This window comes from Actinospineispora eucalypti, from assembly GCF_039543365.1.
GTDB classification, from domain to species: domain Bacteria; phylum Actinomycetota; class Actinomycetes; order Mycobacteriales; family Pseudonocardiaceae; genus Pseudonocardia; species Pseudonocardia eucalypti.
In genome coordinates, this window is sequence record NZ_BAABJP010000056.1 from 84139 (window position 1) to 96983 (window position 12845).

General features: G+C 72.5%; 6 protein-coding genes and 1 pseudogene. 3 read left to right on the forward strand and 4 right to left on the reverse strand.

The genetic code is table 11. The features are described 5' to 3' along the window. Positions 1-98 precede the first annotated feature (98 nt). Positions 99-1487, reverse strand: a complete 1389-nt coding sequence (locus ABEB12_RS36930; RefSeq protein WP_185066379.1) for a wax ester/triacylglycerol synthase family O-acyltransferase — start codon at positions 1485-1487, stop codon at positions 99-101. Positions 1488-1668: 181 nt separating this feature from the next. On the opposite strand from ABEB12_RS36930, the gene cobN reads away from it, so the two are divergent. The 3 genes from cobN to ABEB12_RS36945 all read left to right on the forward strand — a co-directional run bounded on the left by cobN (position 1669) and on the right by ABEB12_RS36945 (position 10142). Then, positions 1669-5286, forward strand: coding sequence for a cobaltochelatase subunit CobN (gene cobN, locus ABEB12_RS36935; RefSeq protein ID WP_185066380.1), 3618 nt, complete (start codon positions 1669-1671; stop codon positions 5284-5286). Positions 5287-5399: 113 nt separating this feature from the next. Continuing rightward, positions 5400-5768: an effector-associated constant component EACC1 gene (locus tag ABEB12_RS36940; RefSeq protein ID WP_185066381.1), complete on the forward strand. Its 369-nt coding sequence runs from the start codon at positions 5400-5402 to the stop codon at positions 5766-5768. Between the two features lie 6 nt (positions 5769-5774). Then, positions 5775-10142, forward strand: coding sequence for a caspase, EACC1-associated type (locus tag ABEB12_RS36945; RefSeq protein ID WP_185066382.1), 4368 nt, complete (start codon positions 5775-5777; stop codon positions 10140-10142). Between the two features lie 3 nt (positions 10143-10145). Here ABEB12_RS36945 and ABEB12_RS36950 read toward each other — a convergent pair whose 3' ends face one another. The 3 genes and pseudogenes from ABEB12_RS36950 to ABEB12_RS36960 form a co-directional block, all read right to left on the reverse strand. Then, complete coding sequence (locus tag ABEB12_RS36950) at positions 10146-10850, reverse strand: TetR family transcriptional regulator (protein ID WP_185066383.1); 705 nt, start codon at positions 10848-10850, stop codon at positions 10146-10148. Next, positions 10847-12226: a salicylate synthase gene (locus ABEB12_RS36955; RefSeq protein ID WP_185066384.1), complete on the reverse strand. Its 1380-nt coding sequence runs from the start codon at positions 12224-12226 to the stop codon at positions 10847-10849. Before ABEB12_RS36955 ends, ABEB12_RS36950 begins: the two co-directional genes overlap by 4 nt. A 206-nt stretch (positions 12227-12432) precedes the next feature. Continuing rightward, positions 12433-12845 (reverse strand): annotated as a pseudogene (locus ABEB12_RS36960) (formate hydrogenase); the annotation flags it as partial.

Sequence of the window (12845 nt, forward strand, 5' to 3'; positions counted from 1 at the left end):
CGCCTCATCGGTGCACCCGACCCGAACGCAACGGGCCGCACCCAAGCCACGGAAGACCGCCCACGCCGCCCCGTCCAAGCAATCTTTAAACCCAACCCCTACCCGAGCGAGGCCTTCTCCAAATCGGTAAGTGCGTTATCCAAATGGATGAGCAACCGCTGCGTGTGCGGCACCACGTCCGGGTCTGCGGTGAGGCCGACCGCGATCTCGTCCCGGTAGGACAGCAGCGTGATGTTCAGCGCCTGCCCGTTCATCACCACCGAGGACGGGTAGTAGTCGGTCATCTCGGCGCCGTTCCAGTAGAGGCTCCGGCGCAGCCCGGGAACGTTGGAGACCACCAGGTTGAACGCCGGGCGGGGCAGCTTCGGCAGCGAAGGCACCGCGCCGAGCAGGAAGCCGGCCATGTTGCCCGAGGTGATGGCCGTGGTGGTGAGCGGGTCGATGCCGGCCATCATGGACTTGTTGTTGGCCATCGACGCGTGTACCCGGCGCAGCCGCTCGATCGGGTCGTCCAGGTCGGTGCCCAGGTTGCACAGCACGGCGCCGATCGCGTTGCCGTCCCGGCTGGCCGCATCGGCGGCGGTGCCGGACAGCGACACCGGCACCCCGGCGACCAGCGAGCGCTCCGGCAGCGCCTCCCGCTCCACCAGGTAGCTGCGCAGCGCCGCGCCGCACATGGCCAGGCTGACGTCGTTGATGCTGGTCCCCGTGCGCTTGGCGACGTCCTTCAGCCGGGCGATCGGCCAGGCCTGGCCGGCGAACCGGCGGTCGATGCCCACCCGGCCGTTGAAGATCGAGTCCGGCGCGGCGAACGGCACCTCCCGCTCGCGCATGGTCGCCGGGACCGTCTTGGCCAGCGTCCTGAACGACCCGAGCACGTCGCCGGCGGTACTGAACACCTGCTTGGCCCCGGCCACGAAGCCCCGCCCCTCCTCCGGAGCCGGCTCGATACGGTCCCGGTGCCGGGGCGGGGTGATCCACGGCGCGACGCAGTCGCTCGCGTCCGCCTCGGGGGAAAGCCCGCTCACCATGTGCCGGCCCATGTTCACCCCGTCGAACATGGAGTGGTGCAGCTTGGTGCACAGCGCGAACCGGCCGTCGGCCAGCCCGTCCACCAGCCGGGCCTCCCACTGCGGGCGTTCCCTGGTCATCGGGCCGGAGCCGTGCAGCCGGCCGACGTACTCCAGCAGCTCGCGGATCCGCCCCGGCGCGGGCAGCGTGGCCCGCTGCACGTGGGCGGCCATGTCCGGCTCGTCGTCCCGCGCCCAGGCGAACTGGCCGCCGGTGCTGGCGGACTTGTACGCGCGCCGGCGGAAGCCGGGTTTCACCCAGGTCGGGTCGAGCATCGACGCGTACAGCCCGTCCAGGAACTCCGGGCCGGAACCGGCCGGCGGGCGGAAGATCTGCAGCACCACCACGTGGGTCGGGCTGGTCTCGGACTCGATCCACAGCCAGACCGCGTCCATGGGGGCAACGAACCGGGTCACGACATCTCCTTTGACGTGCGGTATATCAGGAAATTGAATCACGCGAACGGCCTATTGAGAACACTCCCCTGGGGGTATTCCGAAGGGGTCAAATTGGCCCCTGGCCAGCGAGAATGTGACACACGACCGGGTCAGCCTTCCGGGCTATCTATCCCGAATTTGGTGCCATAGAGTGGCAACAGTGATCCTGCTGCTCTCCACGTCCGACACGGACCTGCTCAGCGCCCGCGCCTCCGACGGGGAGTACCGCCTCGGCAACCCGGCCCGGCTGGACGTCCCGGATCTGCCCGCGCTGCTCGACGGCGTGGACCTGGTCGTGGTGCGCCTGCTCGGCGGGCGGCGGGCCTGGGAGTACGGGCTGGACGAGCTGCTCGCCGGTCCGCGCCCGGTGGTGGTGCTCGGCGGCGAGCAGGCTCCGGACGCCGAGCTGATGGAGTGCTCGACGGTGCCGGCCGGGGTGTGCGCCCAGGCGCACAACTACCTGGCCCACGGCGGGCCGGCCAACCTCACCGAGCTGGCCCGGTTCCTCTCCGACACGGTGCTGCTCACCGGGCACGGCTTCGCCCCGCCCGAGCCGACGCCGGTCTGGGGCCACCTGGACCGCCCCGACGCCGCGCGGACCGAAGACGGCGCCCCCGTGGTCGGGGTGCTCTACTACCGCGCCCACCAGCTGGCAGGGAACACCGCGTTCGTCGACCAGCTGTGCCGGGCCGTCGAGGCGCACGGCGCCCGCCCGCTGCCGCTGTTCTGCGCCTCACTGCGCACCGCCCCACCCGACCTGCTGGACGAGCTGCGACAGTGCGACGCGCTGGTGGTCACCGTGCTCGCGGCCGGCGGGTCCACCCCGGCCACCGCGTCGGCCGGCGGCGACGACGAGGCGTGGGACGTCGGCGCGCTGGCCGCCCTGGACGTGCCGATCCTGCAGGGGCTGTGCCTGACGTCGCCGCGCACCGCGTGGGAGCAGAACGACGACGGGCTGTCCCCGCTGGACGCGGCCACCCAGGTCGCCATCCCCGAGTTCGACGGCCGGCTGATCACCGTGCCCTTCTCGTTCAAGGAGATCGACCGGGACGGCCTGAGCGTCTACGTGGCCGACCTGGAACGCGCGGCCCGGGTGGCCGGCATCGCGGTGCGGCACGCCCGCCTGCGGCACATCCCGGCCGCCGAGCGGCGGGTGGTGCTGATGCTGTCCGCCTACCCGACCAAACACTCCCGGATCGGCAACGCGGTCGGGTTGGACACCCCGGTCAGCGTGCTGCGGCTGCTGACCGCCATGCGCGAAGCCGGCTACCAGGTCGGTGACCTGCCCGGACTGGCCGCCGAGGACGGCGACGCGCTGATGCACGCGCTGATCGCGGCCGGTGGGCAGGACCCGGACTGGCTCACCGAGGAGCAGCTGTCCGGCAACCCTGTGCGTATTTCCACGCAGAGCTATAGGGCCTACTACGACACCCTCCCCGCCGCGCTGCGCGAGTCCATGGAGGAGCACTGGGGCGCGGCCCCCGGCGAGCTGTACGTGCACGAGGGCGACATCGTGCTGGCCGCGCTGCAAGCCGGCAACGTGGTGGTGATGGTGCAGCCGCCGCGCGGTTTCGGGGAGAACCCGATCGCCATCTACCACGACCCGGACCTGCCGCCCACCCACCACTACCTGGCCGCCTACCGGTGGATCGCCGACGGGTTCAAGGCCGACGCCATCGTGCACGTCGGCAAGCACGGCAACCTGGAGTGGCTGCCGGGCAAGACGGCCGGCCTGTCCGCCGAGTGCGGCCCGGACGCCGCCGTCGGGGACCTGCCGCTGATCTACCCGTTCCTGGTGAACGACCCCGGCGAGGGCACCCAGGCCAAGCGCCGGGTGCACGCCACGCTGGTGGACCACCTGGTGCCGCCGATGGCCCGCGCGGAGAGCTACGGGGACATCGCCCGGCTGGAACAGCTGCTGGACGAGCACGCCAACATCGCCGCACTGGACCCGGCCAAGCTGCCGGCCATCCGGCAGCAGATCTGGACCCTGCTCCAGGCCGCCCGGCTGGACCACGACCTGGGCATCACCGACCGGCCGCACGACGCCGAGTTCGACGACTTCCTGCTGCACGTGGACGGCTGGCTGTGCGAGGTGAAGGACGCGCAGATCCGCGACGGCCTGCACGTGCTCGGCGCGGCCCCCACCGGCGAGGCCAGGGTGAACCTGGTGCTGGCCATGCTGCGGGCCCGCCAGCTGTGGGGCGGCGAGCAGTCGCTGCCCGGCCTGCGGGAGGCGCTCGGGCTGCGCGAGGACGGCAGCGAGACCGGCGCCCGCACGGACGAGGCGGAGCGCCAGGCCCGGGAGATGGTGGAGGCCATGGAGGCGCGGGGCTGGGACCCGGCCGCGACCAGCGACGTGGTCCGCGAGTCGAGCGTCGCGGCGCCCCGGGCGGCGGATGCCGGGATCACCGACGGCCCGGACCTGGAACGGGTCGGCGCCGTGCTGCGGTTCGCCGCCAACGAGGTGGTGCCCCGGCTGGCCCGCACCACCGACGAGATCGACCACGTGCTGCACGCGCTGGACGGCGGCTACATCCCGGCGGGCCCGTCCGGGTCGCCGCTGCGCGGCCTGCTGAACGTGCTGCCCACCGGCCGCAACTTCTACTCCATCGACCCCCGCGCGGTGCCCAGCCGGCTGGCCTGGGAGACCGGGTCGGCGATGGCCGAGTCGCTGCTGGCCCGCTACAAGGACGACCACGGCGACTGGCCCCGCTCGGTGGGCCTGTCCGCCTGGGGCACCTCGGCGATGCGCACCGCCGGCGACGACGTCGCGGAGATCCTCGCGCTGCTCGGTGTGCGGCCGCGGTGGGACGAGGCGTCCCGGCGGGTGTCCGGGCTGGAGCCGATCAGCCTGGCCGAACTGGGCCGCCCCCGGATCGACGTCACCGTGCGCATCTCCGGTTTCTTCCGGGACGCCTTCCCGCACGTGGTGACCATGCTGGACGACGCGGTGCGGCTGGCCGCCGGGCTGCGCGAGCCACCGGAGCGCAACTTCGTGCGCGCGCACGCGGCCGCCGACCTGGCCGAGCACGGCGACGAGCGGCGGGCGACCACGCGCATCTTCGGCTCCAAGCCGGGCGCGTACGGCGCCGGCCTGCTGCCGCTGATGGAGAGCCGCAACTGGCGCGACGACGCCGACCTGGCCGAGGTGTACGCCACGTGGGGCGGCTACGCCTACGGCCGGGGCCTGGACGGCCGGGAGGCGCGCGCCGACATGGAGCACACCTACCGGCGGATCGCGGTGGCCGCCAAGAACGTGGACACCCGCGAGCACGACATCGCCGACTCGGACGACTACTACCAGTACCACGGCGGCATGATCGCCACGGTGCGCGCGCTGACCGGCCGGGCACCGGCGGCGTATGTGGGCGACTCCACCCGGCCGGACGCGGTGCGCACCCGGACGCTGTCCGAGGAGACCAGCCGGGTGTTCCGCGCGCGGGTGGTCAACCCCCGGTGGATCGCCGCGATGCGCCGGCACGGGTACAAGGGCGCGTTCGAGCTGGCCGCCACGGTGGACTACCTGTTCGGCTACGACGCCACCACCGGCGTGGTCGCCGACTGGATGTACGAGAAGCTGGCCGAGGCCTACGTCTTCGACCCGGAGACCGCCAAGTTCCTGGCCGAGTCCAATCCGTGGGCGCGCCACGGCATCATCGAGCGCCTGCTCGAGGCCGCCGACCGGGACATGTGGCAGCACCCCGAACCCGACACCCTGGACCGCCTCCGCCAGGCCTACCTGGACACCGAGTCCGACCTGGAGGACCGCCAGTAACGCCGGGTAACAACTCGGTAGCCGAACGTCTCGGTATCCCAACATCCCACTGGTCGGACCGGCGGCGCGGCGGTCAACCGATACTGTCGGTCGCGCTGCCGAGGGGAGCGCTGATGGCCGTTGCGCTGCGCATCGACGGGTCCGGGGATCCGGCCGACCTGCGATCGTTGAATTCCTGGCTGTCCGGCCGCAACGAACTCAGGGGGCGGGTGAGCCGCCGGTCAAGGGCACCGGAGCCGGGCACCATGGGGTCGGTGACCGATGTGCTGGTGGTGGCGCTCGGGCCGAGCGGGGTGGCGGCGGCGCTGGCCAGCGTGCTGATCTCCTGGATCAAACAGCGGACCGGCGAGGTGACGCTACGCGCCACCTGCGCCTGCGGCCGGGAGACCACGATCGAAGCCAAGCAGGTGCCCAACCCGACCCCCGAGGCGATCGCCGATCTCGCGGCGACCCTGCACCACTGCCCCCGCGCCGCGGAGTGAGCCCCGGTGACGGGCCTCGGCGGGACGCGGACCCGCGTGCTGCTGATCGGCACCGGCCGCTACGACCGATCCGAGCTGCCCAACCTGCCGGCGGTGCGGACCACGCTGGAGGACCTGGCGGACGTCTACGTGCGCCAATGCGGGGTACCGCGTGACCGGGTGTCGGTGTGCCACGACCCTTCGGGCGTCCAGGAGTTCGGCGACACGGTGGACGCGGCGGTGCGGGCGGCCGAGGACGTGCTGCTGGTGCACTACGTGGGCCACGGACTGCTCGACGAACACGGCCAGCTCTACCTGGCCACCGGGGCCACGCGGCGGCCCACCGACGGGCTGAGGCGCCGGGCCTACGCCTTCGCCGAGCTGCGCGAGCAACTCGGCCCGTGCCGGGCGCGGACGGTGGCGGTGGTTCTCGACTGCTGCTTCTCCGGCAGCGCCGGCGGACTGACCGCCACGAACGGCCTACCTGCTCTCGAGTCGTTCCGCACGGACGGGAGCTACCTGCTGGCGTCCTCGGCACCGGGGGAAGTCTCCATCGCACCGGACGGCGCCCGGCACACCGCGTTCAGCGGAACGCTGCTCAAGCTCATCTCGGAGGGCCGGCCGAACGGGCCGGCGGCCTGGACCCTCGACTCGCTGTTCGAGTTCCTCGAACGGGACCTGCACGACCGGAACCTGCCGACGCCCCAACGGGTGGTTTCCGGGCACGCCGGCACGCTGCGGATCGCCCCGAACCCCCGGCACCGGCCGCACAACCCTTATCGCGGCCTGGCCGCATACGAGAAGGAGCACGCGGACTACTTCTTCGGTCGTGAGGACCTAGTCGAGCGGCTGCGCTCCCGGCTGAAGGAGCGGCTGACCGCACGGTCGGCCGACACCGACGGCCGCATGCTGGTCGTGGTCGGCCCCTCCGGCTCGGGCAAGTCCTCGTTGCTGCGCGCCGGCCTGATCCCGGAGCTGGAGAGCGAGGGCCTGCCCGGGGTTCCCGGTTCGTCCGCCTGGCCGGTCATTGTGTGCGCGCCGGGGTCCGAGCCGCTCCGCACGCTGGCCATCCGGCTCGCGCCGGCCATCCAGGCCGACGCCGACGAGCTGGCCGAACAACTCGGCGCGGAGCCGGAGGCACTGGGCTCGGCGATACGCGGGGCGCTGGCCGGCGGCTCCGGCGGGCAGCCAGGCGACCGCAGGCTGATTCTCATCGTCGACCAGTTCGAGGAGGTGTTCACCACCTGCCGCGAGAAGGCCGACCGGCTGGCCTTCGTGGCGGCGCTGCGCGCGGCCTCCCGGGACAGCGCGCTGGTGGTGCTCGCGCTGCGCTCCGACTTCTACCCGCTCTGTGCGGCCGAGGCGTGGTGGGCCCGGGCGTTCGATCACCAGCTGAACGTGCCGGTGATGACTGAGCGGGAGCTCCGGGCGGTCATCGAACAACCCGCCAGACGGGCCAACCTGACGCTGGCGCCGGGCCTGACCGACCGTCTGCTCAGCGATCTCATGGTGAGCGATGGCGGTGGCCGCCCGACGGAACACGGCGCTCTGCCGTTGCTCTCCTACACCCTGTCGAAGATGTGCCGACGCGCGCCGAGCGGGGAACTCGATCTCACCAGCTACCTCGAGATCGGAACTGTTTCCGAGGCGATCAGCCAAGGTGCCGACGCCTGCTACGACCAGCTTCGCCCGGAAGACCGGGCCACCGCGCAAAGGATCCTGGTCCGCCTGGTCCGCCTGGGTGAGCGGGAAAGCGAGGACACCCGCCGGCGCGTGCTGGAGGAACGCCTCGATCCCGACGCGTCCACCGAGCGGGTGTTGCGGATCTTGACCGACGAACGTCTGATCGTCCGCGACCGGGACCCGGACACCGGCGAGCCGACCGTCGAGCTCGCCCACCTGATCCTGGCCCGCAGATGGGGCCGGCTGCGCCGGCTGATCGAGAACAACCGGGAGGAGAACGAGGCCCGGGAGAACCTGGAGCGGGATGCCGACCGCTGGACGAACGCCCGCCAGCCGAGGGACCACCTGCTCCGGGGCGACCGTCTGGCCTCGGCGCGCGAGCTGCACGAGCGTCGTCAGGATCTGTTGAACGAGACGGCCAAGGACTTCGTCAAGGCATCCGATGCCGAGCAGGGCCGGCTGGCCCGGATGCGCCGGATCGGCCTGGCCGCACTGGTCGTCCTGGTCGCGCTGGGCATGACCCTGATACTCGAGGCGAACCAACAGGCCCAGCGGGAGCGAGACAGCGCGGTGTACGAACGGGTCGCCGCCCAGGCGGCCCGGCTGGCCCGCTCGGACGCCTCGATGGCCGCCCAGCTGACCCTCACCGCGTACCGGATGCGCCCCGGCACCGACCTCGGCGCCACCCTGCTGAGCAGGGCGAACGACTCACCCTTGAACGAACCGCTGACCGGCCGGCTGGACGACTTCGACGCGGTGGCGTTCGGCCCCGACGGGCTGACCATCGCCACCGCGACCCAGGATCACCACATCCAGCTGTGGCGAATCCGGGACCGGAGAGTGCTGGAGCCGGTCGGGCGGTCCCCACTGGCCCACGCCGCCCACGTGAACTCGCTGGTGTTCAGCCCGGACGGCCGCCTGCTGGCCAGCACCAGCGTCGACGAGTCGGTGCGGCTGTGGAACATCACCGACCCGGCCAACCCGGTACAGCTCAGCGAGCTGCGCAACGTCGTCGACCCGTCGCTGACCAACCAGCCGCTGCAGCCGGGCCGCGTCGGCGTGCTCGCGTTCAGCCCGGACGGTCACACCCTGGCCGGCGCCAGCCGCACCGACCACAGCGTGCGGGTGTGGAACGTGGCGGACCCGAGCCGGCCGGTGCCGATCGGCCAGCCCCGCACCGGCCACCGCAGCTACATCAACGCGCTGGTGTTCAGCCCCGACGGCCACACCCTGGCCACGGCCAGCGCGGACCGGACGGTGGGGCTGTGGGACATCGCCGACCCGGCGGGCGCCGGGCGGTTCCTCACCGGCCACCGGAGCTTCGTCAACTCGCTGGCGTTCAGCCCCGACGGCCGCACGCTGGCCAGCGCGAGCGCCGACCAGAGCGTCCGGCTGTGGAACGTCGCCGACCCGGCCGGACCGAGCCAGGAGCTGACCGTCGGCGCGGGCGACGTGACAGCCATCGGGTTCAGCCCCGACGGCAGGATCCTGGCCAGTGCCAACGGCGACCGCACGATCCGCATGTGGAACCTCACGAACCCGGCGCACGCGGTGCCGCTCGGCCAGCCGCTGACCGGCCACTCCAGCGCGATCCGCGCGCTGCGCTTCGGCCCGGACGGACACACCCTGTTCTCCATCGGCGCGGCCCGAAGTGTGCGGTTGTGGCACCTGCCGGCGACCGTGCTGACCGGGCACACCGGTGTGGTCAACGCGCTGGCGTTCAGCCCCGACGGCCGCACCCTGGCCAGCGGCGGCGCGGACCGCACGGTGCGGCGGTGGGACCTGACCGACCCGAGCCGGCCGGCGGCGCTGGACGGCCTGGATTCCGGCGGCCAGATCGGCGTGCTGGGCGTCGGCCCCGACGGCCGTACGCCGGTGACCAACGGTGCCGACCTCGTCCCCTGGCTCTGGCGCATCTCCGACCCCGCGAGCGCGACCGACGCGCCGCGCAACGCCCACCTCGGTGCGTTGGCACTGCGCCCGGACGCGAGCGTGTTCGCCATGGCCGGCACCGACCAGAGCCTCTCGCTGTGGAGCGCCACCGGCCCGGCCGGACGGCCCCCGCTGAGCCAGCCGGTTCCCGGCATGCGGGTGAGCTACGTCAACGCGATCGGGTTCAGCCACTCCGGTCGCCTCCTGGCGCACGCCAGCGCCGACCGGCAGGTGCGGCTGTGGAACGTCGCCGACCCGGCCAACCCGGTGGCGCTCGGGGAGCCGTTCCCCACCGGGAGCGGCGGATTCCTGAACGCGGTCGCGTTCAGTCCGGACGACCGCATGCTCGCCGCCGGGAGCACCGACGACACCATCCGCCTCTGGGACATCAGTGACCCGGCCCACCCCCGGCTCGTCGATCCGCCGCTCACCGGAGACACCAGCGGGGTGCACGCCATCGCGTTCAGCCCGGACAGCCGGGTACTGGCCGCCGCCGGCACCGACCGGGCCGTCCGGCGCTGGGACGTCACCGATCCGGCGGCGCCGAAACTCCTCGGGCAACCGCTCACCGGACACACCGGGCCGGTGCACGCGATCGCCTTCAGCCCGGACGGCCGGCTGCTGGCCAGTGCCGGCGCCGATCAAACCGTCCGGATCTGGCGGCTGGACCTGGACCAGACCATCCAGAACATCTGCGCCAACACGCACAACGTGCTCACCGAGGCCGAATGGCGGGAGTACGTCTCCGCGGACCTGCCGTACCGCCCGCCCTGTCCGTGATCTTCAGCCGACCACCGAGTCCGCGCCGGCCGCCTTGCGGAGTTTGGCGCGCAGGATGGTCTGGGCCATGGGGCCGAGGTCGTCGACCATCTCGATGAGCGCGCCCAGGCGGCCCATCGCCGCCAGCGCCTGCTCGGCGGCCTCGTGGTCCGCGGCGTCGTAGAGTCCGAAACCGACGAACGCGGCCGCCAGTGCCCGGGCCAGCCCGGGCACGTCCAGGCACTCGGCGAACACCGAACCGGACAGCGCGCGCTCCAGCACGCCCTCCAGCTGGCTGACCCACATGCTGAGCGCGGCGGCGCTGGCCTCGGCCAGCTTCGGCTCGGCCTGCGCGCCGGCCAGCATCTGCGCGAGCATGATCACGTTGCCCTCGGCGCGCTCCCGCTTGTGGATCCGCACGCCCAGCTCCAACAGGTCGGACAGCGAGTCGGCCGAGGAGAACTCGGCGGCGTACACGGCGGCGCGTTCCCGCGAGCCGTGCGCGCAGGCCTCGGTGAGCAGCTCGCCGACGCTGCCGAAGTGGTAGAAGATCAACGCCTGGTTCACCCCGGCCGCCGACGCGATCACCCGCGCCGAGGCGCCCGCTATGCCCCGGTCCCGGAGGGTCTCCAGTGCGCCCTCGAGCAACCGGGTCCGGGTGTCGGCGCCGTCCCGCGCCTGCGCGCGGGCGCGTCCCGCCGGTGCCTCGGTGGTCGACTCCGTGCTCATGTCGGCCCCGTTGCCGTCCCTACGGGCGCGGGGACCAGGAACGGGGCGATGCTGCGCAGCTTCTCCCGGGTCTCCTCGAACTCCCGGTCCGGCCGGGACTGGGCCACCACGCCGGCCCCGGAGCGCAGCCAGGTCCGTTCACCGTCCTGGTAGACCGCGCGCAGGACCACGGCGGCATCCAGCGCCCCGTGTGCGTCGGCGGTGACCACCACGCCACCGTACAGTCCCCTCGGCTCCCGTTCATAGCGCGCGATCGCCTGGTAGGCGGCCGGTTTGGGCAGGCCGGACACGGTCACCGCCGGGAACATCCGGGCCAGCGCGTGCCAGCCGGTGCGGGTGTCGGCCAGCTTCCCGGTGACCCGGGAGGCCAGGTGCTGCACGCTCCCCCGGCGCCCGACCGTCATGAACTCCTCGACCAGCACCGAGCCCTCCCGGCACACCGCACGCAGCTCCTCCTGCGCGGCCCGCACCGAGACGACGTGCTCGAAGACCTCCTTGGCGTCGTTCACCAGCTCGTCGCGCAGCGCGGCGTCGCGGCTCGGGTCCCCGGACAGCGCGCGGGTGCCGGCCAGCGGCTGGGTGGACACGGACCCGTCGCCGCGCGCCTCCAACAGCGTCTCCGGGCTGAACCCGGCCGACCGCAGCCCCCCGAGGTCCAGCAGGAAGGAACGCACCGGGGTGTTGCTCCGGCGGCCGACCTGGTACGTGGCCGCCAGGTCGATCCCGCCGGGCACCGGCACCTCGCGGGAAAGCACCACCTTGCGCATGTGGTCCGCCCGGATCTCCGCCACCGCCGAGGCGACCGCGTCCCGGTAGCCGTCGTGGTCCACGGTGTCGTCCACCGGGGCGTCCACGCCGGGCCAGCCGGCCGGTTCGCGCAGCCGTTCCAGCTGGTCGTGCAGCTCGGCGAGGTCATCCCAGCGCAGCGCGCGCAGCAGCGCGGTGCCGGCGCCCAGCCGCACCTCCCGGCTCGGCACGACCAGGTGACCGAGGGTCAGCCCCTCCGGCACCTCCGGCCGGCCGAACCGCAGGTAGCTCAGCTCGAACCCCAGCCATCCGTAGGCCCGCCAACCGTCCACGCCGCACTCGGCGAGCAACTCGGAGACCCGGTGCAGCGGCTCGTCCGGCATCGGCTCGACGGTCCAGTCGGCGCGCCGCGGACCCCGGAACCGGATCTGCGAGCGGGTCAGCACGATCTCCGCCGCCGCGCCGAAACCGACCGAAACCTCGCCCGGCCGCTCGTAGAGCATGTAGCCCTCGCCCGCCGAGCGGGTCAGCTCGGCCCCGGCGGTGATCGGGTCCATACGCAGTGGCACCGTAGCCTCGGCGTACCGCACATCGTTCAGCACCGACCCGGCCTGACCTGCGGTTGCCATCGAACCCCCAGTGTTGAGCGATCGCTTAAGGCAACGCTATCACAGCCCTTGAGCGGTCGCTCAAACGCCTTGCGGTGGCATGCATGCCACATCTTCGGTCGCCGTGTTCGTTGTCGTCGCTGCCCGCCCGATGAAGTTCGCAAGTGCTGGATCGTGCGATCCGTCGCACCTGCGCCTGCGGGGCAGGGCTTCCGCGACGGCGCGGGTTAGAGGTCGTTGCCGGGGTAGGAGAGGTTGAAGCTTTTGTTGGTGAGGGGGAAGTCAGGGACGATCGTGTCGGAGAGCGCGACGGGCAGCGCGGGCCAGTTGAAGAAGCTGGGGTCGACGATCTTCACGCGGGTCAACCTGCCGTCGGGGGCGAGTTCGACGCGGTGGGTGACGGCGCCGCGCCAGCCCTCCACGATCCCCACCCCGGAACGCGCTCCCCGATCGGGCGGGTTGTCGGCGGGGCGCGCCGGGGCAGTGGCGGTGAGGCGTCCGTCCAGTACCTCGACCAGTGAGGTGATCAGGGCGAGAGATGCACTGATTTCCTCGGCGCGGACCACGAAGCGGGCGAGCACGTCACCGCGGGTGTGGGTGTGTCGGGTGCGTGTCCACGGGTCGGGTAGGGCGGGGTGGT